This is a genomic window from Pseudomonas sp. MWU13-2517 (assembly GCF_023242545.1).
Taxonomy (GTDB): Bacteria; Pseudomonadota; Gammaproteobacteria; order Pseudomonadales; family Pseudomonadaceae; genus Aquipseudomonas.
The window spans coordinates 71,004-95,387 of record NZ_JALMFA010000014.1 but is presented as its reverse complement, the minus strand read 5'-3'; the positions used below and the strand labels follow the sequence as shown (position 1 = coordinate 95,387).

Annotated in this window: 6 protein-coding genes; 4 read left to right on the top strand and 2 right to left on the bottom strand. The window is 60.6% G+C overall.

Translation table 11 applies throughout. The features are described from left to right. Window positions 1-23: 23 nt before the first annotated feature. Window positions 24-737 (top strand): GntR family transcriptional regulator, encoded by a 714-nt coding sequence (locus M5B97_RS20455; RefSeq protein ID WP_123718204.1) that lies wholly within the window; start codon window positions 24-26, stop codon window positions 735-737. 6 nt (window positions 738-743) lie between these two features. Here the strand turns inward: M5B97_RS20455 and M5B97_RS20450 are convergent, their stop codons facing one another. Both M5B97_RS20450 and M5B97_RS20445 read right to left on the bottom strand, forming a co-directional pair. Beyond that, the gene (locus tag M5B97_RS20450) at window positions 744-1,694 is read right to left on the bottom strand and encodes a PDR/VanB family oxidoreductase (RefSeq protein ID WP_248732495.1); all 951 of its coding nucleotides are present in this window, start codon (window positions 1,692-1,694) and stop codon (window positions 744-746) included. Between the two features lie 27 nt (window positions 1,695-1,721). Then, the gene (locus tag M5B97_RS20445) at window positions 1,722-2,783 is read right to left on the bottom strand and encodes an aromatic ring-hydroxylating dioxygenase subunit alpha (RefSeq protein WP_248732494.1); all 1,062 of its coding nucleotides are present in this window, start codon (window positions 2,781-2,783) and stop codon (window positions 1,722-1,724) included. 304 nt (window positions 2,784-3,087) lie between these two features. On the opposite strand from M5B97_RS20445, the gene M5B97_RS20440 reads away from it, so the two are divergent. Genes M5B97_RS20440 through M5B97_RS20420 form a run of 3 tightly spaced genes read left to right on the top strand, consistent with a single transcriptional unit; the run spans window position 3,088 to window position 24,164 of the window. Further along, window positions 3,088-4,809, top strand: a complete 1,722-nt coding sequence (locus M5B97_RS20440; protein ID WP_248732493.1) for a ShlB/FhaC/HecB family hemolysin secretion/activation protein — start codon at window positions 3,088-3,090, stop codon at window positions 4,807-4,809. Window positions 4,810-4,842: 33 nt separating this feature from the next. Further along, window positions 4,843-23,652 (top strand): hemagglutinin repeat-containing protein, encoded by an 18,810-nt coding sequence (locus tag M5B97_RS27655; protein WP_283101070.1) that lies wholly within the window; start codon window positions 4,843-4,845, stop codon window positions 23,650-23,652. Then, window positions 23,652-24,164 (top strand): hypothetical protein, encoded by a 513-nt coding sequence (locus M5B97_RS20420; RefSeq protein WP_248732492.1) that lies wholly within the window; start codon window positions 23,652-23,654, stop codon window positions 24,162-24,164. The genes M5B97_RS27655 and M5B97_RS20420 overlap by 1 nt, the downstream gene beginning before the upstream one ends. The last annotated feature ends 220 nt before the right edge of the window (window positions 24,165-24,384 follow it).

Below are 24,384 nucleotides of genomic sequence, written 5' to 3'. Positions count from 1 at the left end.
CACGTGTTCTGGAAGTTGCCTGGATGAGTAAGCCCGGTCAATTGGTGCTGATTGCACTGCGCAAGATGATTGCCAGCGGAGAGTTGGCGGCGGGCGAGCGCCTGATGGAAATCCCCACGGCGCAGCGATTCGGCGTATCGCGCATGCCCGTGCGCATGGCGTTTCGTACCCTTGAACAGGAAGGACTGCTGGTGCCGTCCGGCGGGCGTGGCTATCAAGTACGTTCGGTCAGCCCCGGCGATATTGCCGACGGGGTTGAAGTGCGCGGCGTGCTTGAAGGCCTGGCGGCCCGTCAAGCCGCCGAGCGCGGTTTGTCCGATGAAGCGCGCAGGGCGCTTGAGCGCTGCCTGGTCGAGGGCGATCAACTGTTCGACAAGGGGTATGTGACCGAGGACGACCTCGAGGTCTATCACGATCTGAACATGCGCTTTCACCAGGTCATCGTTGAAAGCAGCCATAACCCGGCGATTGCCGATGCCCTGGCGCGCAACGATCACCTGCCATTCGCGTCGGTGACCGCGCTGGCGGTGGATCGCGAGGACATGGTCCGCGAATACCGGCGCTTCAACTATGCCCACATGCAACACCACTCGGTCTTCGACGCCCTGGTCAGTCGCCAGGGCGCGCGGGCCGAAGCGATCATGCGCGAACATGCCAATGCGACGTTGCGCTATGCCGAAATCTTCAGCTCAGCCACCGCCGACGCACGAATGAAGGTGATTTTGCCCGCGTCGTGACAGGGTTCAGAGATCGAGCACCAGCAAAGGGGTTTTCGAGCGTGAGCAGCAGGGCGTGAACTGGTCATTCAGCGCTTGCTCCTGCTCGGTGAGGAACAGATCGCGGTGCTCCGGCAGGCCTTCCAGCACACGGGTCAGGCAGGTGCCGCAAATCCCCTGTTCGCAGGACACCGGAATCTCGATGCCGTGGCTTTCCAGGACCTGCACCACGCTCTTGTCGGCGGGGATCTCGAAAACCTCGCCGCTGCTGCCCAGCTGTACCGAAAAACGCCCGTCGAGGCTGCCGTCCACCGGGGCCGCGCTGAAGTACTCGCGATGCAGGCAATCTTCCCGCCAACCCAGCGCACGTGCGCTGTCGAGCACATGTTGCATGAACCCGCCAGGGCCGCAGACATACAGGTGCACGTCATCTGCCGGCGCCGCCAGCACCTCGGCAGCATTCAAGGCCGTGTGGGGCTGTTCGTCGAAATGCAGGAACACGCGCTCGGCAAACGACGACGCCTTGAGACGCTGGACAAACGCCGCGCGTTCGCCGGCACGGGCGCAGTAATGCAGTTCGAAGTCGGCACCTGTATGGGCCAGGCGTTCGGCCATGCACAGGATCGGGGTGATACCGATACCACCGGCAAACAACACACTGCGCCGGGCGGCGTGTACCAGGGGGAACAGATTGCGCGGTTCGCTGATGGTCAGGCGCGAGCCTGGGTGCACCTGTTCGTGCAGGCTGCGGGACCCGCCCCGTGAGGCGGGGTCCTTGAGCACGCCGATCAGGTAACGATGACGCTCCTCCGGGTGATTGCACAGTGAGTACTGGCGGATCAGCCCGCCAGGCAAGTGCACGTCAATGTGCGCCCCGGCGCTGAAGGCCGGCAGCAGGTTGCCATCGACACGGGCCAGTTCATAGCTGCAAATGTCCTGGGCTTCGTTGTTACGGGATACCACCACCACATCGATCATGTTCAGTCCTTCCAGCGTTGGCGTTATTCACGCAGTGGTGGTGGTGATCAGGTCGGGCTCGACGGCGCGTTCCCTGGCGATCAGGCGTTCCAGGATTTTGCGTGACTGCACGCCGCCGGCATCGATATTCAGCTTGAGCAAATTGCGCGTCGGGTGAGCGAGCAGGTTCTGTTGCTGGCGTTCGAGCATCTCCAGGTCTTCGCTGAAAATCTTGCCCTGGCCTTCGCGGATGCTGGCAGTCAGTGCCTCGTCGCGGGGGTTGAAGTTGCGCGCCATGCCCCAGAAGTACCAGATCGAGGTGTCGGTCTGCGGGGTGATGAAGTCGACCACAATGCTCGCAGCCTTATGCTCGGCAGCCGCGTGATATCCGCCTTTGCCGGCGTGGGCCACACCGACCTCGATCAACACATGGCTGGGTGGGGTGAAGCGGCAGATCTGCCAGCGGTCCACGGGCACATCATCGGCAAGGTTGTTGCCGCGCAGGGCCATGCGCCAGAACGGCGGAGCCATGACGTTTTCCATATGCCGGGCGGTAACCACTTCGTCGCCTTCAACGGTGGTCACAGGCGGTGCTTCGTCGATTTCCTTCTGGCCGATGCTGGAGGCATGGACGTAGGTTTCATGGGTCAGGTCCATCAGGTTGTCGATCATCAGGCGGTAGTCACACTGGATATCAAACAACCCGCCGCCATAGGCCCACTCATCACTCACGGCCCATTCCAGATGATGGATCAGTGCGGGATCGGCCAGGGCCTGATCGCCCGGCCAAACCCAGATGAAGCCGTAGCGCTCGACGGCCGCAAACGTCTTGTTGCAGGGAAATCCGCGTACCCGCTGCCCCGGCATGTCCACCGTCTTGCCATCGCCGCCCATCACCAGGCCGTGATAGCCGCACACCAGGTTGCCATTCTCGACAAAACCCAGCGAGAGCGGCGCACCGCGATGCGGGCAGAAATCCTCGACCGCCACCACGGCGCCTTCCAGGCCACGATAAAACACCATTTTTTCGCCGCAGATCTGACGACCCAGAGGCTTTTGCGCAATTTCATCAGGGGTGCAGGCGACATACCACGTGTTTTTGGGGTACATGACGACTCTCCAGGCAGTGCATTATTTTTATTCAGTGGATCCATTAGGCGGGACGATTATGGGAGTGGTCAATATTTTGCGACTTATATATGGGCGATTATCGGTCGATTCGCTTTTAATGGATCCATTACTTGGTTTTCCAATGAATGCTTCAAGATTTGCCTGCCGCCTTGGGTGAAAGGGTAGTGGGATCTCAATGTGAAAAAAATGTGAAGAGAGGGTGAGCATTTAATTGACGCCACTATATTGCCACCTTATTATCGCCGCCGATTGATGGCACAGAGCCATGTAGAGGGATCTAGTAATGTGGCGTTTTACACGTCGGACCAGGCTTGCGCTGCTGTCCGCTTTTTTTTGCCTGGGATTTGCCGGCACCGCTCAAGGCGCTGACCCGCAGAGCACGCCGGGCGTTACCGACCTGATCCGCGATCGCCAGGATCGCCTGCTCGAAGAGCAACAACGTCGTCTCGAAGAGCTCAAGGACCTGCCCGGCAAACCCACGACTTCCAGCAAGCCGACAGCGCCCGTCGACGCGCGCTGCTTTGCGATCAAAACCATTGAGCTCGCCGGTGCCGACGCGCTGTCTGAGGGCGAACGCGCCCAACTGATCAAGCCGTACATCGGCCAATGCCTTGGCGTGCCCCAGCTCAATGAAGTGCTCAAGGTCATCACTGACCGCTACCTGGCCAAAGGTCTGGTCACCAGCCGTGCCTACTTGCCGCAGCAGGATCTCTCCAGCGGCCACCTCAAGATCCAGGTGGTCGAGGGCAAGCTGGAAAGCCTGAAGGGCGCCGAGGGCAGCGGCATCACCGACCGCCAGTTGGCGATGAGTTTCCCGGGCAAGACCGGTGAGCTGCTCAACCTGCGCGAAATTGAGCAGATGGTCGACCAGCTCAACCGCCTGCCGTCGAACCAGGCGCAGATGGAGTTGGCGCCAGGCAAGGCCGTGGGTGGCAGCGACGTACTGGTCAAAAACACCCCGCAGAAACCCTGGCGTGTCGGCTTGTCGCGCCACAACGGCGGCCAGCGCAGCACCGGCGAACAGCAGTGGGGCGCCAGCCTGGATTGGGATAATCCGCTGGGCCTCGCAGATCAACTGTCGCTGCGTGGTGGTCACGACGCGGTCAGCGACCACCAGAAAACCTCGCGCAATTCGATGCTCAACTACAGCCTGCCATTCGGCTGGTGGAACCTCAGTTACAGCTACACCGAGAGCGAATACCGCTCCCAGGCCGAGGCCAACAACTTCAAGTTCAAGCAGACCGGCGACAGCCAGAACCACCAGGTACGCCTGGAGCGCGTGATCCACCGCGATGCCGTCAGCAAAACCTCCCTGAGCACCGGCGTGGCCTACCTGCGCACCAACAACTTCATCGAAGACAGCAAGCTTGCCCTGAGCAGCAACCGCCTCAGCGAGGCCCAGTTCGGCATCAACCACGGACGGCGTATCGGTGGGTCTTTTCTCAACATCGATCTGGGGATGCAAGACGGCATCGGTGCCTTTGATGCCCAGGCCAATCACCATCCGAAACCCGGCCAGGCCGATGCGCGCTATCGCAAATACACGGCCACGTTGAGCTACCTGTACCCCTTTACGTTGTGGGGCGAGTCATTGAGCTTCAGCAGCCTGATGACCGGCCAGCACAGCGAAGACGTGCTGTTCAGCCCGCAGCGCATGAGCCTGGGCGGGCAGTCGTCGATCCGTGGCTACAAAGACCAGATGCTTGCCGGCGACAGCGGTGGCTACTGGCGCAACGACCTGCGCTGGAGTCGCCCGGTGACCTGGGCCTGGTTGCAGCCAGTGCTCAGTGAGTACGGCACCAGCGTCGGTTACGACCAGGGTGTGATCAGCCGCGACCGCTACAACGCCGAGCAGCATGGGCGCATGAGCAGCAACGCGGTGGAGCTGTTTGTCCGTGGCAAGAACGTCGCCGCTAGTGTGACCTTTGCCCACTCTTTGGAACGACCGGCCGCCATCACCGAGCGTGAAGCGCCGATCTATTTCCGTATGGATTTTTTCCTTTAAATTTTTGATCGCCTTCGGGCTCCGAGACACTACATGGACGTTCGTCAGCTCGCCTTCCTCGCGCGTCAGCCTTCTGCTGCCGTAGAAAACCGTTCCCACTTCCTGGGGCTGCCTAAGCGCGGTTTGGCATTGATCCTGGCCAACGCCATGTTCTGGCAACCGCTGCTGGCCCAGGCGGACGGTATCGTGGTCAGTGCACCCGGCACCACGCTCGGGCAAGCGGGCAATGGCGTGCCGATCGTCAATATCGCCGCACCCAACGCCAATGGGCTGTCGCACAACCAGTTCCATGATTACAACGTCGGTGCCAATGGGGTGATCCTCAACAACGCCACCGACCGCACCCAGTCCACCCAGCTCGGCGGCATCATCGTCGGCAACCCGAATTTTCACGGCAGTGCCGCCAACATCATCCTCAACGAGGTGAACGGTGGCAGCCCCAGCCAACTGCGCGGCTACACCGAAGTGGCGGGGCAGTCGGCCCATGTCATCGTCGCCAACCCGTATGGCATCAGCTGCAATGGCTGCGGTTTTATCAACACGCCGCAAGCCACCTTGACCACCGGCAAGGCCGTGATCGAAAACGGCCAGATCAACCGTTATCAGGTCGACCAAGGCAACGTCGCCATCGAAGGCGCCGGCCTGAATGCGAGTAACGTCGACCAGTTCGAAATCATCACCCGCGCCACCACCATCAACGCGCAGATCCAGGCGAAAAAACTCACCATCGTCGCCGGTCGCAACGATGTGGATGCACGCACCTTGAATGCCACCGCGCGCGCAGCGGATGGCAGCCAGGCACCGGACCTGGCTGTCGACTCGTCGGCGCTCGGCGGGATGTATGTAGGCGCGGTCAAGCTGATCGGCACCGAGGCCGGCGTGGGCGTGCGGTTGTCGGGTGACATGGTTGCCGGTGGTGATATTCAGATTGATGCGGCGGGCAATGTGGTGATGGGCACGACCACCGCAGGCACTGCTGTCGCTGTCAAAGCGGCCAGCCTGGAAGCCAAGGGGGCGGTCTACGCCGGTACTGATCTGTCGGTAAAAACCCAAGGCGCACTGACCAGCCAACAAACCCTGGCTGCCAAGGACAGCATCACGCTGGACGCTGCCGGGCGGTTGACGAACAACGGGATTATCGAAGCAGGCGTCAACGCCGACAACAGCCGCAACGCCCAGGGCGATGTGCGCTTGACCGCGCAAGCCATCGATAACCACGGCCAGACGGTGATCGCCAGCCGTGACCTGGCCATCAACGCGGGTGAGTTGGTCAACCAGGGTGGCACGCTGAGCGCTCAGCGCGATGCACAACTGACCGCTACGAACCTGGACAACCAGAATCAGGGGCGGATTCTGAGCGCCGGCAGTCTCGGCGTGAACGCGGGTCAGTTCCTCAACAGCCAGGGCGGCCTGCTGACCAGTAACGGGCAATTGACGGCAACCGTCGGCCAGTTGATCAACCGCAACGGCGAACTGTCGAGCCTTGGCCAGGCCAGCTTGCAGTTGGCGACGCTGGATAACGTGGCGGGCCTGGTGTCGGCGGGGCAGACCTTGAGCCTGAATGCGAGCGGAGCCATCAACAACCAGGCGGGGCGGATCGCCGCGCACCAAGCCGCGCAATTGAATACCGCTTCACTGGACAACAGTCAAAAGGGCGTGCTGACCAGCCAAGGTACGCTCGCGGTTGAACTGAGCGGCGCCCTGGCCAACCAGCAGCAGGGAAGAATCGAATCCACCGGCAACGCGAAGATCAAGGCCGGTGCGCTGGATAACCAGCAGGGTGGGGTGCTCACCAGCAGCCAGGCGTTGGACCTGACGGCGGGCGCGGTGAATAACAGCGTCGGTGGCCGGATCGCCAGCGCCCAGGGCTTGAGTGCGAACCTCGGCAGCCTCGATCAACATGACGGTGGCCGTTTCTACAGCAACACCGATCTGCGCCTGAACCTCAACCGGGGCCATCTGGATAACCGCAGCGGGCTGATCAATGCCGCTGGGCAATTGACCTTCGATAACCTCGACAGCGTGGATAACCGCCAAGGGGAAATTTCCAGTGCGCGGGCATTTAGCGTCGCAGCGCGCACTGTCGATAACGCTGCCGGCAAGCTGTTGAGCGACCAGGGACTGGCCCTGCAGATTGCCCAGGTGCTGAATAACAGCGCCGGGCTGATTACGGCCGCCGGCCTGCAGATCGACGCGGCTGGCCTGGTCAATGACCAGAACGGCAGCGTGAGCAGCCGTGATGCGCTGAACGCACGGGTAGCGGGGGTTCTGGATAACCGTGGCGGCAGCGTCAGCGGCGCCGGCGTGAGCCAACTCAGTGTGGGCAGCCTGAACAACGGCGGCGGTCGTATCTCCAGCCAGGCCGGGATGGGCCTTGACCTCAACCGTGGGCACCTGGACAACCACGATGGCGTGATCGGCACGCCTGGCCAGCTGTTGCTGAACAACGTCAGCACTGTCGATAACCGCAATGGGGAAATCTCCAGCACCACCGGCTTCACGCTGCAAGCCGACAGCCTGGATAACCGCGGCGGCAAGGTCTTGAGTGAGCAGTCGCTGACGCTGGCCGTCGCCCGTGCGTTGAATAATGCAGCAGGCCGGGTGAGTGCGGCATCGCTGCAGGTGCACGCGGGCAATCTCGACAACGGCGTTGGCCATTTAGTGGCCCAGAACGGCCTGACCCTCGGCGTCGACGCCACACTGGATAACCGCAGCGGTGAAATCCTGGGCCGTGATGTGCGGCTCACGGCAGGCTTGCTGGACAACAGCCAGGGTCGGGTGCAGGGCGACAATCTGCTGAAGATCAACAGCGGCGCCCTCGGTAACCGCAATGGCACTCTGGCAAGCACCCAGACGCTGGAACTCACCGCGACAAGTCTCGACAACACCTCGGGCAAACTGACCAGCAACGCTGCGCTGACCGCCGCCATTGCCGGTAACCTGCTCAACCAGAGCGGGCTGTTTACCGCAGGTGCCGACCTGCAACTGAACAGCGCCGACCTTAACAATCAGGGCGGCCAACTCAGCGCCGGCGGCACCCTGCAACTGCGCGCCGGGCTGCTGGATAACAGCACCGGCGGGCGCATCAATGGCAAGGCCCTCAGCGCGAATGTGACCGGCCTGGACCAGCACAACGATGGTCGTCTCTACAGCCAGGGCGACTTGAGCCTGGACCTCAATCGCGGCCATCTGAATAACCAGGGTGGGTTGATCAACGCACCGGGGTCGTTACTGCTGAGCAATCTCAACAGCATCGACAACCACGACGGCGAAATTTCCAGTGCCACGGGCTTCAGCCTGCAAGCGGACAGCCTGGATAACACCCGAGGCAAGGTCTTGAGCGAGCAGGCTTTGACCCTGCGTATCGCCCACGCGCTGGAGAACGCCAAGGGGCTGGTGTCGGCCACGAGCCTGGAGGCCCGAGCGGGCAGCTTGAGCAATCAGGGCGGTAAGTGGAGTGCCCGTGACGCCTTGAACCTGAGCGTCGATGGGGTGTTGGACAACCGCAGCGGCGAGTTGCTGGCGAATGATCTTGGGTTGGTCGCCGGCTCGCTCGACAACAGGGGGGGACGCGCCCAAGGCGACCGTACCCTTGCACTGCGCAGCACGGCAGTGACCAACCAGCAGGGTACTCTGGCGGCCGGTCAGGCCTTCACCCTTAATGCTGCCAGCCTGGATAACACCGAAGGCACGCTCACCAGCGACGGCGCACTGACCGCCGCGATCGCCGGGTATTTGCTCAACCAGGCAGGCTTGCTGGCCGCCACCGATAACCTCAGCCTGAACCTGGGCAGTCTTGATAATCAGCGCCAGGGACGAGTCAGCAGTAAAGCCGACCTGACCCTTGCCGGCACCACGCTGGATAACCGCAACGGGAATCTCGGGACGGTCGGTGTGTTGAAAGTCAACGCGGTGACCCTGGATAACCGCCAGGGCAACGTGTACGCAAACGGAAATCTCGACCTGGCGCTGGACGGTGCCCTGAACAACAGCCAGCAAGGTCGCTTGCGCGGTGACGTCCGACTGGACCTGAAGGCTGGCCAGGTGGACAACAGCGACGCTGGGCGTATCAGCAGTGGGCAGTCGCTGAACGCCAGCGTGACCGGGCTGGACCAGCACAACGACGGCCGCCTGTTCGGCCAGGGCGACGTCAGCCTGGATCTCAATCGCGGTCACCTGAACAACCAGGGCGGTGCAATCACCGCACCGGGGCAATTACTGCTGAGCAACCTCAACAGCGTCGCCAACCAGGGCGGGGAAATCTCCAGTAGCCGGGCGTTTACCCTGGCCGCCGATACGCTGGACAACAGCAACGCCAAGGTCCTCAGTGAACAGGCGCTGACCCTGCGTATTGCGCGTGCCCTGGAGAACACCCAGGGCCTGCTGTCCGCCAAGGCGCTGGACCTGCGCGCCGGCAGCCTGAACAACCTCGGGGGCACGCTCAGTGCGACTGAAGGCCTGGCGTTGCAGGTCGACGGTGCGCTGGACAACCGCAACGGTAAACTGCTTGCGCGCGTCGCCTCGGTCAATGTGGGCTCCCTAGACAATCGCCTGGGGTTGCTGCAAGGCGATGCCACGCTGAACCTGAACAGCCTGGGGGCCATGGATAACCGCCAGGGCACGCTGTTTGGCGCCCAGGCGTTCGATATCACGGCTGCCAGCCTGGATAACAGCGGCGGCAAGTTGACCAGCGATGCGCGGTTGACGGCGCGTATTGCCGGGCACTTGCTCAACCAGGCCGGGCTGTTCACGGCTGGCGCTAACCTGCAACTGAGCGCCGCCAGCGTCGACAACAGCGCCAAGGGCTGCCTCTATGCCAAGGACCAGCTGGGACTGGCGGTCAGCGGTGCATTGAACAACGCTCAGGGCACGCTCAACAGCGATGGCACCCTTGTGCTCACGGCGGGGCAGGTGGACAACAGCGCCGGTGGGCGTGTCACCAGCCAGCAGCAACTCACCGCCTCCGTGACAGGCCTCGACCAGCACAACGACGGCCGCCTCTACAGCCAGGCGGGTGTGAGCCTGGACCTCAACCATGGCCATCTGAACAATCAAGGCGGCTTGATCCACGCACCGGGTGCGCTGCTGCTCAACAACCTGGCCAGTGTCGATAACCAGGGCGGGGAAATCTCCAGCACCCAGGCGCTGACGTTCACCGCCGACAGCCTGGACAACCGCAACGGCAAGTTGCTCAGTGAGCAAGCGCTGGTCGTGCGTATTGCCAAGGCCCTGGACAACACCAAGGGGCTGGTATCCGCTACCGGGATGGACTTGCGCGCCAATAGCCTGGTGAATACCGATGGCTCGCTCAAGGTGCGCGACAGCCTGACGGCACAGGTCGAGGCGCTACTGGACAACCGCCAGGGTGAAATCCTTGGTGCAAGCACCACCCTGACGGGGGCGTCGCTGGACAATAGCCGCGGCCTGGTCCAGGGCGACACGCTGCTGACCCTTAACCACTCGGGCGCGGTATCCAACCGCAATGGCCGCCTTGTCACGGGCCAGGCCCTGGACCTGACCGCCGCCAGCCTTGACAACACCCAGGGCAAGCTCACCAGCGACGGTGCCCTCAAGGCCTTGATCAGCGGTCAGTTGCTCAACCAGGCCGGGCTGTTTGCCGCCAGCGCGCAACTGCAATTGACGGCTGCCAGCCTGGATAACCAGGCCAAAGGCCGCATTACCGGCAAGAGCGACCTTGCCCTGAGCATCGGCCAATTCGACAACCGTGGCGGCAGCGTCGCGGCGGTGGGGCAGTTGCAGGTCAATGGCACCGCGCTGGATAACCGCAACGGCGGCCTGCTCAATTCAGGCAAGGCCATGACCCTGGCGGTGGACAGCCTGGATAACCGCGCTGGGGAGGTCTCCAGCGTCACCGACCTGACGCTCACCGGCAACCAGTTCGACAACAGCGCTGGCGGGCGCCTGCTGGCCAATGGCGACATGCAGCTGACCTTGCAGCGCCTGGCCAACCAGCTCAAGGGCATCATCTCCGGGCAGCAATCGATCAACCTGAACACCGCGCAATTGGATAACAGCGGCCAGGGCAGCGTATACGCCAAGCGCGACCTCGCCCTGACCTTGAGCGACCACTTGAATAACCAGCAAGGCGCGCTGCTCAGCGCCGCCGCCTTGACCTTGACCAGCGCCAGCCTCGACAACCAGGGCGGGAAAATCATCGGTGACGGTGCCGTGCAGGTCACCACCGGTACCTTCAATAATCAGCAAGGCGGGCGGCTGACCAGTGCCGAGCGCCTCAACCTGACAGCGGGGCAGGTGGACAACCGTGGGGAGGGTCGCATCGCCAGCGCCAACGCCCTCACCGCCAGCATTACCGGCCTTGACCAGCGGGGCGGCGGCCAGCTTTACAGCACCGGCGCCCTGACCTTGGACATGAACAAGGGCCACCTGAACAACGCCACGGGTCTGATCAGCACGCCTGGGCTGCTGCTGCTCAAGAACCTGTCGAGTGTCGCCAACCAGGGCGGCGAGATTTCCAGCAAGCAAGCGTTCGCCCTGGCTGCGCAAAGCCTGGACAACACCGAGGGCAAACTGCTGAGTGACCAGGCGCTGAGCCTTGATATCGATCATGCGTTGATCAACCTCAAAGGCCAGGTTTCAGCGGCCGGGCTGACGGCTCAAGCGGCGAGCCTGGACAACAGCGAAGGGCTGTTCAGCAGCTCGAAAGATCTGAACCTGACGTTGGCCGGTGACCTGCTGAATGCCGACGGCGAAGTCTCCAGCGCCGGCGCCAGCGTGGTCAACGCCCTGACCTTGAACAACCACAAGGGTCAGGTGATGGGCGATGTCAGCCTCGATCTGGCGATCCAGGGCGCATTGAACAACCAGGAGGGCACTGTCGGTGGCGGCCGGCGTCTCCAGGTCACGTCGGCGAGCCTGGACAACAGCCAGGCCGGTAGCCTGGTCAGCGATGGCAGCCTGACCGTGAAGGTCGACGGTTTGCTCGACAACCAGGCCAAGGGCAGTGTGCTGGCCAAAGGCATCATGGCTATTGAGGCGGCGAGCCTGGACAACCGTGGCGGGCGTCTTTCCGGGCAAAACCTGCTGACTGTGCGAGGCAACAGCCTGGATAACCGCGCCGGCGTGATCCGCGCCAACCAGGACCTGAACCTGTACCTCAGCCAGGTGGACAACCGCGAGGGCGTACTCAACAGCAAGCAGGCCCTGGGCATCACCGGCCAGTCGCTGAGCAACCAGAGTGGCCTGGTCAGTGCCTCAGGACCGCTGCGTCTGGCACTGGAAAGCGCCGATAACGCCAAAGGGCGTATCGCCAGCCAGGCCGACCTGGACGCCAGCGTCGGTGTCTTGGCTCAACAAGGTGGCGAGTTGGTTGCCCAAGGCAATCTGACCCTCATCGGTAGCACCCTCGATAACCGCGACGGTGCCTTGGTAGGGGCCACAAAAGCGCTGAAACTCAAGGTCGGCAGCGTCGATAACCGGGCCGGTGAAATCTCCAGCCAGATAGATGCCGAGCTCAGCGGCCAGCGCCTCGACAACAGCGGCGGCAAGTTGCTGGCCGGAACTGCCCTGCAAGTGGCCGTGGCCCAGGTGATCAACCAGGCCAAGGGGCTGGTGTTCGCCCAGGACGCGCGCTTTACCGGCACGCGCCTGGACAACGCCCAAGGCACCTTTGCCGGCCAGCGCGCGCTGGCGATTCAGGCGGCGGCGGGGCTGGATAACAGCCACGGCAAGATCAGCAGCGAAGGTACCTTGCAACTGCTCGGCCAACGTATCGACAACACCGGCGGCAGTGTTTCCAGCGCCGGTACGCTGGACATCACCAGCGCCAGCGAGTTGCTCAACCAGGGCGGTACCATCGAGACCGCCCAGGCCCTCGGCCTGACCAGCGCCAGCCTCGACAACAGCCAGCAGGGCCTGCTCAAAAGCCAGGGCGCCGCGACGCTGAACACCGGCCTGTTCAACAACACCACGGGCGGGCGCTTGATCAGTGCCGACAGCCTCGACCTCAAGGCGGCGCAGGTCAGCAACGGTGGCCGCATTGCCAGCGCCGGCACCCTGAACGCCAACCTCACCGGCCTGACTCAGCAGGGCGGCGAGTTGTTCAGTAATACCCAACTGAACCTGGATCTGAATAACGGTGACTTGAGCAACGCCGGTTTGATCAACGCGCCGATCCTGGTGCTGAAAAACCTCGGTAACGTCAACAACCAGAGCGGTGAGATCTCCAGCCAGAATGCCTTCGCCCTGGCCGCCCGCAACCTGGACAACAGCAACGGCAAACTGATCAGCAACCAGGCGTTGACCCTGCGCATCGACCAGACCCTGGCCAACCTCAAAGGCCGTATCAGCAGTGCCGGCCTCAGCAGCCGCAGCCTCAGCCTGGACAATACCGACGGCCTGGTCAGCAGCCGTGGCGGCCTGGATATCAGCGCCAGCGACCTGATTGATAACCAGCGCGGCACGCTGACCGGTGACGGCACCTTGGTACTGGCCACCGCCAACCTGGACAACCGTGGCGGCGAGATCGCCGGCAAGGCCGAACTGACGGTCAACGCGAACCGCCTCGACAACCAGAAAGGCCAGTTGATCGGCACCGACACCTTGCACGTCAGCGGCGCCAGCCTCGATAACCGTGGCGGCCTGGTAGGTGCCACAAAAGCGCTGAAACTCGACGTGGCGACAACAGACAACCGCGCCGGCGAACTGACCAGCAACGCTGACGTCACCCTGACCGGCCAGCGTCTGGATAACAGCGACAACGGCCAGGTATTCGCGGCGCTTGGCCTGAACCTCACCGTCGACCAACTGCTCAACCGCCACGGTGGTCAACTCAACGGTCAGCGCCTGATGCTGGCGGGTACCGGCTTGGATAACAGCGGCGGCAAGATCCTCAGCCAACAACCGCTGCTGGTGGAATTGGTCGGTGACCTGGACAACAGCCAGGGTTTGCTGAGCAGTGAAGGCACCCTTGACGTCAAGGCTCGTAGCCTCACTAACAACCAGGGCAGTCTATCCAGCGCGCAAGGTTTGAGCGTCGGGGTCACGGGCCCACTGAACAACCAGAGCGGTGAGCTGGTCACCGACGGCGCCTTGGTGCTGCGCAGCGCCAGCCTGGGTAACCAGCAAGGCAGCATCAGCGGCAAGGGGGCAGTCGCGGTGACCACCGGCTTGCTGAATAACCAGGGCGGACGCCTCAACAGCGGCGATACCCTCAACCTGAGCGCCAGCCAGGTGAACAACGGTGGCAGCATCGGCAGCGCCAAGGCGCTCACAGCCAGCGTCACGGGCCTGGACCAGCAGGGCGGTAAACTCTTCAGTAACACCAGCCTGAGCCTCGACCTGAACAACGGCCAGTTGAACAACCAGGGCGGTTTGATCAACGCCGCCGGCCCGCTGTTGCTCAACAACCTCGCGGCTGTCAGCAACCAGAACGGCGAAATCTCCAGCGCCCAAGCCTTCACGCTGGCCGCGCAAAGCCTGGATAACAGTAACGGTAAGCTGCTGAGCAACCAGGGCCTGACGCTGCGCCTCAACCAGGCGCTGGCCAACCTCAAGGGCCTGATCGGCGCCGCCAGCCTCAACGCGCGGGCCGGCTCCGTGGACAACCGGGGCGGCACCCTGACCAGTCGCAGCGACCTGCAACTGACCAGCGACGGCCTGCTCAACAACCAGGACCAAGGCCTGATCAGCGCCGTCCAGGTGCTGACCCTGAACAGCGCCAATCTGAATAACCAGACCGGTACCTTGCTCGGTACGGCAGGCGTGAGCCTCAGCGCCATGGCGCTGGACAACAGCGCTGCCGGCCTGATCAACAGCCAGGGCAGCCTCAACCTGAGTGCCGCCAGTCTTAATACTGGCAACGGTGGTGAGGTCTCCGCCAAAGGTGCGATGGACTTGAACCTGAGCGCACTGACCCTCTCAGGTGGTCGCGTGATGGGTGAACAACGCGTCACCCTGGACCTGAACAACAACGACCTGGACAACCGTAACGGCTTGATCCTCGCCAAAGGCCCGCTGACCCTCAACCGTCTGCGCACCTTCAACAACCAGAACGGCGAACTGTCCAGCCAGCAAAACCTGGCCCTGAGCACCGGCACCCTGGACAACAGCGGCGGCAAACTGATCAGCAGCCAAGTGCTGACGGTCAACGCGGCCAACCTGCTCAATCAGAACGGCCTGGTTTCCGGTTGGCAGGGCCTGAACGTCAATGGCGGCCGCCTCGACAACCGCAGCAACGGCACCTTGTCCAGCCGCAGCGGGGCCGTCGATGTAGGGCTTACCGGCGAACTGCTCAATAGCGGTGCCGGCGCCTTGGTCAGCCAAGGGCAACTGAGCGTGCGTGCTGCCAGCCTCGACAACAGCGCCGGTATCCTTTCCAGCGGCGCCGGGCAAAGCCTCGTCATCAGCGGTGTACTGAACAACGCCAACGGCGGCCTGATCGACAGCGGCGCCGACCTCGACCTGCAAGCCACCACCCTGGACAACCAGGCCGGCACCGTCAATGCGCAGCAGGCGCTCGCCGTGACCGGCACTGACCTGCACAACCAGGGCGGCACGCTCGCCAGCAATGGCCGCCTGACCCTGAACCTGCTGAGCACCCTCGACAACACCAACGGCAAACTGGCCAGCGCCGGCCCGCTGTTGCTGCAGCGCGCTGCCCAGGTCAACAACCAGGGCGGCCAGATTGCCAGCCAGGGCCTGCTGACCTTACTCGCCGGCGGCATCGACAACCGCCAGCGCGGCACCATCGCCGGCAAGGACCGTGTGGCAATCACCAGCACCGGCGTCCTGCAAAACGACGCCGATGGGTTGATCTACAGCCAAGGTGCAGACCTGCAAGTGAAGGCCGTTAGCCTGAGTAACCGTGCAGGCGTGGTGCAGGGCCAAAGTGGTTTGAGTTTGGACGTCAGCGGCGAACTCGATAACGAGGACGGCAAGGTGTTGGCGCAAAGCGGTGACGTAAGTGCCAAGGCCAATACCCTGAATAACCAGGGCGGCACACTCGCCAGCCTCAAGGGCCTGCTGGACGTCAACGTCGGTGACAGGCTGCTGAACGGCTACAGCCAGGCCAACAAGGCTGGCGTGATTCAAGGCCAGCGTTTGAACCTGATCGCCGGCAGCGTTGATAACCAGCACGGCCGTATCGCTGCACAAAACGGCGACGCAGTGGTCAACGCCAATTATTTCGCCAACGCCTACGGCGGCCTGTACGCCAAGGACCTGCTGCGGATCGGCGGTACGGGGTTGGATAACAGTGCCGGGCAAGTGGCGGCGAACCGAGTTGAACTGGGCCTCAACGGCCAACTCAGCAACCACTCGGGGATTATCGAGAGCGACACCGTGCTGAACGTGCGAGCCGGCAGCCTCGACAACCAGGGCGGCCAATTGCGCGCCATGGGTAGCGGCGGCAAGACCGACTTCCAGGTCGGTGGCGTGTTCGACAACCGCAACGGTCGCCTGGAGACTCGCACCAGCGACCTGACCCTCAACGCCGCAGGTTTCCAGAACCAGGGCGGCAGCCTGTTACACAGCGGCACCGGGACGTTTGATATTGCTACCGCGAACCTCATCAATGCCGGTGGCAGTGTCGTCACCCAGGGTGGGTTGACCCTGGCAGCTGACACCTGGACCAACAGCAGTGTGATCCAGGCCGGGCGATTGACAGTCAACGTCAACAGCCTCATTCAGACCGGAACCGGGCAACTCCTGGCCTCTACTCATCTGGAAGGCAGCGGTGGCAACTGGGCGAACAATGGTTCGATTGCCAGTGATGGCAGCCTGGCGCTGCAATTGGCCGGGGGTTACAGCGGCAACGGCCGGCTCAGCAGCGTGGGCGGCATGACTCTGACCAGCGCCAGCCTGGACCTGAGCGATGGCGGCCGTATTGCCGGTGGTGCCACTACCGGGATCAACAGCGCCACAGTGAATAACCGAGGGCGCGTGAGTTCAATCGGTGACCTGACGATCAACGCCACCACCTTGAACAACTACGGCTCTTTGGGGGGCACGGAAAAAGTTCGCCTGAACGCCGCCCACTTGCTCAATGACAAGGGGCTGCTCTTCAGCGGCAGCGACATGACCTTGCGGGGCAATGACTTCAGCAACCGATTTGGCGACGTCTATAGCCTCGGTGGCCTGGACATCGCATGGGATGATGCGGGGAATCGCAGCAGCTTGATCGAGAACGTCTCCGGGACGATGGAAAGCGCTGGCAACATGCGTTTGCTCGCGGACAACGTGAATAACCGTCGGGATCAGTTCAGCACCGAGAAAAAAGTAGTCTCGAGCAACATCAGTATCTTTTCCAACGACTACTGCAAAGGCAAAGGCTGCGAGTTGTATTTCAACGCGGTCGAAAAATCCGAAGATGTCATCACCGGTAGTTCCGCCACGGCGTTTATCAATGCCGGCGCAGATCTGACAGTCGGCAGCAGCACGTTCGATAACCTGTACAGCTCGGTATCCGCTGCGGGCAATATCCTGGTCAACACCGATGTGCTGAACAACCAGGGTGCGGCCGGTGGCGAAGAGCGTCACATGACCTCGGGTTTCTACACCCGCAACCGTAGTTTCTATAGCACCTTCATCAATCGCATGGGCCAGCTTAACGATACGGGTAACCCCGCGTCGGCAAACTATCGCCCAGGTGAAATGACCCTCGACAAGGTCATGGCCGGTATCGGCAACTTCTTCAATACCACCTCTTATGTCGTACCGACTTCCGGCAGTGTCATTGCCCAGGCAGTCATCCAGGCCGCCGGCTCGGTAACGGTCAATGCGACCCGTAAGATCGACAACAGTGTCATTCGCGCAAATGCCACGGACATCAAAGCCCCTGCGCAAAACCGCAACACCAATTCGGATGTATTTGCCTCTACCGTCAAACCGGTGATTACCTCGCAACTGCCACCGGACCTGGCCCAGCGTCAGGTCAACCCGGTGACGTTGCCAGGCTTCAGCTTGCCCACTGGGCAAAACGGTTTGTTCCGCTTGAGCGGGCAGGGCGCCAGCGACGGCCAGGTCGCCCAGGGTAGTACCGGCCCTCAGAGCTGGATGCTCGGAGGGGCAAGTGTGGGGTTGGCGCAACGTCAACAACCGGTGCCCGACACCCAGGGACGCAAGATCCAGCTGGAAGACGTCGGGCAGATGTCCGCCAGTGCCCGCCAGGTTTCAGTGACGGCGCGTGAGGCCAGCGGAATCAATGCCAGCGCCAGCGTGATCAACGTCGTTGGCGCCGGTAATGCGGACACTGGCACCTGGCAGCCGGGGCACACCACCGTAGGTGAAATCACCCGTATCGAGGGTGTTGGCACCCAAAACCCGGCAAGCGGCAGCCAGCCCTCGGTTGATATTTCACGGCCGAACCTTGACCTGCCGGCACTGACTCCGACCGAGCGTGATGCGCGCATCGTGGTCACGGCACCCTCCGGCACAGGCACTGCTCAGCCTGATTTGAAGGTGCCGAGCCTGGCCGTTGTGGACCGTGACGTCAAAGTCACCGCCAATCAGGCCGAGGTTATTCGTCCTGACCTGACGGTGCCGAGCCTGGCCACAGCCGAGCGCGTCGTTGCCGCCACCAGCAGCCAGACCGCTACATCTCGTCCTGACATCAAACCGCCGGTGCTGACAGCGTTTGTTCCGACTACACCCGTTGCTGTCAATCCACTCCCTTTGGACGCGGGAACCCGCCCGGCGATGGTTGTCGCCCAACCGATTGACGCCGCCGAGCAGCCGACCCCGGTCGCGAGCCAAACCATCAATCGCGTACAAGGCGTACCGACCAGCAGCGCCGTTTCACAACCGCATAAATACCTGATCGAGACCAACCCGGTACTCACTGAAATCAAGCAGTTCATGAGTTCGGACTACCTGCTGGCGGGCCTCGGTTACAACCCCGACCAAAGCGCCAAGCGCCTGGGCGACGGCCTGTATGAACAGCGCCTGATCCAACAGGCCGTGGTCGAACGCACCGGCCAACGCTTTATCGACGGCCAGAACACCAACGAAAAGTTGTTCAAGTACCTGATGGACAACGCCCTGGCCAGCAGGCAACAGCTGAACCTGACGGTGGGCGTCACCCTGACCTCGCAACAGGTCGCCGCGCTGACCCACGACATCGTCTGGCTTGAAGAACATGAGGTCAATGGTGAAAAAGTCCTGGTGCCGGTGCTGTACCTGGCCCAGGCCGACAACCGCCTGGCACCGAATGGTGCATTGATCGCGGGTAACGACCTGAACCTGATCGCCGGGGAAGACCTGCTCAACGCCGGTACCCTTCGCGCCACCAACAACCTGTCGGCGAAGGCCGGCAACGACCTGACCAACAGCGGCCTGATCGAAGCGGGCAATCGCCTGGACCTGCTGGCCGGCAACAACATCATCAACAAATCCAGCGGCATCATCACCGGCCGCGACGTCAACCTGACGGCGATCAAGGGTGACGTGATCAACGAACGCACCGTGACCACGATTGACAACAGCACGGGTAAATCGGTGACCCGTGACTACGCCGACAGCGCTGCGCGCATCGAGGCGGCCAATGACCTGAGCTTCAAGGTCGGCCGCGACTTCAATAACGTTGGTGGTGTGCTGAAAAGTGGGCGAGACACCACCATCGCCGCAGGGCGTGACGTACACATCGATTCGGCAGAGCAGCGTGTCAACGTCGATGTAGGCAAGTTCTTGCGTTCGCAGACGACTACGCAAAATGGCTCCAGCGTAGAAGCCGGGCGTGACCTGAACGTTGCGGCCGGGCGTGACTTCACGGCCATCGCCAGCCTGATCGACGCCAAACGTGACCTCGCCATCTCGGCCACCGAGAACCTGAGCGTGTCGTCTGCAGCGGATGAGGAACACTCCACCAGCAAGAGCAGAAAGGTCACGAGTACCGAAGACCACATCAGCCAAGTCTCCAGCATCATCACAGCAGGCGGCGACGTTTCGCTGAATGCCGGCAAGGACCTGGAGTTGACCGCCAGCCGGGTCAAAGGCGGCGGTAACGTTGCCCTGGATGCACAGCGAGACCTGAGCATCCTGTCGGCCATGGACGAAGACGCATCGTTCTACTCGAAAAAGAGCAAAGGCTCGTTCGGTCGCAGCAAAAGCGAACAACGCGAAAGCTACGACAGCACCAACGTCGCCTCCGTGGTTGAAGCCGGCAAAGACCTCACCCTCAATGCCAGCAAAAAAGCTGATGGCGGCATGAACATCGAAGGCGGACGTGACGTCACCGTAATCGGCAGCCAGCTGAAGGCCGGCGGCGACATGTTGCTGGGCGCCACGGGCGATATCGCCGTGCTATCGGGTGTCGAGGAGCATGGCTCGTACAGCAAGAAGACCAAGTCCGGGTTCCTCGGGCTCTCCAAAAGCGGCAAGAGCCAGCTGAAAACCACCGCCAGCCAAGTCGGCAGCGAGTTGGAAGCGGGCCATGACGTGGTGGTGGCTGCGGGTAATGACGTGCGGTTGCGTGCGAGTGAGATCAGGGCTGAGAACGACACCGAGCTGCGCGCAGGTCTGGTGAACAGCACCGGCGACATCAACTTGGTTTCGGCAAATGACACCGCCTACAGCCGCAGCGAGGAATACAAAAAGAAATTTGGCTATGTGGAGAGGCCGACTTCGGTAGCGATCTCTTCGGCGAAAAAGGCTGGGCGTGAAGCGCAGAGCAGTACCAGCGTGGGCAGCCAGGTCAGTGCTGACCGTGACGCCACCTTGCAGGCCGAACGCGACATCAACCTGATAGGCAGCGGCATCAGTGCCGGGCGCAACGTCAGTCTGGATGCAGGTCGCGACGTCAACGTAGTCGCGGCTCAGAACACCAGCAGCGAACACAGCTGGGAGAAGAAAAAACAGACCGGCTCAAGTATTTCCAGTAACGGCAATGGCTTCAGCGTCTTTGCGGGCACCGAAGGCACCACGAAAAAAGACCGCCTGGAACACGAGACCGCCGCAGGCAGCCAGATCAGTGCCGGTCAGGACGTTGCGATCAACGCCAAACGCGATATTAACCAACGCGGCTCCGACCTCAATGCGATTAATGATATTGACCTGACGGCTGGGAGAAATATCAACATCGATGCAGCGCGTGAAAGCACGCTCACCGAGCAACTGCGACAAAAAGAGAGCGATGGCCTGGGTGCTTCGATCAACCACAACTACGCCAATACCAAGGACGCGGTGAGTGGAGCGGGGAAGGGCGAGGACAATGTCAGCAAGGGTTCCAGTACCCTTAAAGCGATTGATGGCGTCGCTCAGTTCGTCAATGGCCCGACAGCTGATGTGAAGTTTGGCAACAGCAAGCAGAGCTCCAGCGAGCAAGTAATTGAGCAGACCAACCGGTCCTCGACGCTCAATGCCGGCAAAGATCTCAACCTTAACGCTGGCAACGACGTGGTGGTGAAGGGTAGCCAATTGGGCGCCGGTCGCGACATCAACATTAAAGGTCGCGACGTGACCCTTGATATCGCCAAAGGCAGTGTCAGTGAGCAAACCACTAACACCCAGAGTTGGGGCGGTATTCATGGCGGCACCAGTGGCGGGATCAAGGTCGGTGTCGGCGGCAGTTATGGCACCGCCACGGGCGACAGTGCCCAGGGCACCTCTACGCCTACGCAACTTGATGCTGGTCGCGATATCAACCTCAAGGCAAGTAATGACCTCAACCTGATTGGTACACAGGCCAAGGCGCAACGAGATATTGAGCTGAATGCCGGCAAGGATTTGAATATCCGTTCGGCGCATAACGACAGCACCAGCGAGAACAATCGCCACAGTGGTGGCGGGGAGGCGGGTCTTACCTTTGGCTCCGATGGCATCGGCGTCTATGTCAGTGTGAGCTTGGGCAAAGGCAACCTGGAACGAGAAGGCCAACGTCAACAAGAGGCATACCTCTACGCAGGCGACCGCCTGGGGTTCAACAGCGGTAAGGACACCAACATCGGCGGTGCCAACCTACGGGGTGATGAAGTGCTAGGCCGTGTCGGTGGCAACCTCAACGTTTCCTCGGTGGCTGATACCGGCAAGGTCAAGGGCAAAGAGTTTGACATTAGCGTTACGGCTACCATCGGCCCGGGAGCGGGTGTCAGCGGTTCGGTCGGCTATGGCCAAACCACCGGCAAGACCGACTGGGTTGAAGAGCAAACCAGCATCACTGGCAAAAACAAAGTCGATATTCGTACCGAGAACCACACCCAGATCGACGGTGCCGTCATTGCCGCCGACAACGGCAACCTTAAACTGGACACCGGTACGCTGGGCTTCAGCGATATTGCGGGGCAGGACAAAGAGCACGGCTACTACCTGAACGTGGGCGGAACCTACAAAGCCGGGAGCAGTGACAGCAAAGGCAACACCGTACAAGACAGTAGCCAGACAGGTAAGGGCAAGGAAGGCAAGACGGGTTGGAGCGTTGAAGGATGGAACTACGAAAAAGACCGTGAGCAGATTGTCCGTGCAACCGTAGGGACCGGTGAGATCGTTGTACGCAAGGATGCCGAAACAGGTGCTGACTCCACGACCGGTTTGAACCGCGACGTGGGCAAGGCCTATGAAATCACTAAGGATGAAGAGAAACGCACCGATCTGTATGCAAGCAGTTCCTCGATTGATTCAGTGCTTAAACCGGGAGAAACGCTGAAGCAGTGGTCTGACGGACTATTGAACTACAACAAAACCGCCCTGGACAACTTCAACAAGGCGGCGGGGGCACTGAATGCGGTGGTCAATCGCGTGGATACCATGTTGGGCCGCCCCATGGATGCTCGCGCAGAAGCCATGGCCGGTAAAGACTTGGCGGAAAGCACGCTGGAAGCGCTGTTACTCTCTGGAATGAAGCCCAAAGCTGCTATGGCGAAGATGGGAGACCCTGAGTTTATTGATAGCGTTCTCGGGAGCGTGGCGTCGTTAAACGGGATCGAACCTCGCGTTCTTGAAGGTGCCAAGCAGTTGCTTGAGTCGAGCACTTATGTACCCGATCCCCAGGCAATCGTATTGAAAACGCAGGAGGTCAATCCGACCGGGATTGGTGAGCTTCACGATGTCATTCTTCAGCTGGGTGCGATACAGGCTTATAAAAACGCTCACCCTGAAAGTGCCGAAGCGATAGCCTATGTTATGGCTGCTGCTCAAGGGCCAAAAGGGGTTGCTCAATTTATTGTAATGAAGGCCGTAGAGGGGACTGAGGCGGGGCAGGTAATTTCAGACAATATGGACAGGGCAAGCGCTTTCGTAGGGCAAAAGGTCGCCCAAGTTATAGAAGGCACTGAATTAAATCCTGCGTTTGAAAACGACAAATATCTGATTGGCGGTGGCGAGCTGCTTGCCAGTGTTTTGTTTGGGGTGATGCCTGCACGCAAAGGCAAGGGCGGGAAGGGCTCGGATTCAGAGGCTCCTCGACCCCTTGCGGAACCTGTCGATAAGACAAATAAGGAGGCTAAGCAGGCTTCGGAAGCTTTAGGTCCAAAAGCGACAGGCGAAGCTGTAACTCAGATCCCAGGCCGAGTACAGTCTCGGATAAATATTGCCAATGGTCGCACGGAAACCACTCCGCTTCGTGATAATGGTAAGCCAGTATCTGCGGGCTTTGATCATGTTCTGGAAGGCCATTTCAACGTAGCAGTCGCCAATACACGTTCTGTGTTCACTATTACTCCAAATGAGCTGAAGGGGATCCTTCAGAGCGGCTCAGTCGTTAAATCGCCAGTTACTGCGTTGCCAGGTGGTCAGTTTGTAAGGACTGTTGACACGGGAAGGATTATTGGTACTACTACGCTGAAAGATGGAGGTCTTCCTACTTCAGTGATAAAGGTGTTCACTGATAAGGCCGGTAACTTGATAAGTACCTTCCCGGTTAAGGTGGTGAACTAATGAGGTCTCTCCCTGTGCATGTGTGGCGTGAGCTTCAGTTAGCTGTGATGCTGCTTAGTGAAGAGTCATCTTTAAGAGATGTTCTTGGGGTTATTCTTTTGTGGGTTAGAGGTAATTATAAATATTTTACTTTTGAGCCGTTTTTGAGTTATGGAATCGATGAGTTTTCAAATGTAAATGAAAGTTTGATGCCTGTTGATTATTCGTCATTTTTACCTAGTGATATAACACGCTTCAAAAAGGTCATTCTGGGATGTCAGTCTAAGGACGTTGAGTCTATAGCACGATTTCTACGCGATACAATCGAGGCATTGATAACTGTTGAAGTTGATAAGCAATGCCCTAGGTGTGAGTCTACTGGTATGCGCGTCTTTATAGGTAGGCATAACGGGCTATTGGCTTACCAATGTGACGTCTGTGGTCATTCCCATTACATAGACGGATCCAAGGTGGAAGTTGGTGGGCTAGAGTTTGTAAGTGAGGGGATGTTGCGAAATATTGGCCTGATTTAATGGTGCAAAAGCGACAGGCGGGGTCGTTTTTCAAAACTTTGCAGAGAGCGCGAATCCTAATATTTCTGTGATGAAAAATAAGGGTCAGACCACGTTTTTGAATTTTTTAGAGTTCAGCCGAGTTGCTCTTTAAAAATAGGAATAATGGTGGTCTGACCCCAGAAATAGGGGTCAGACCACGGTTTTGTAAAGGTAATCAAAATTGCTCTTCGAAACATGT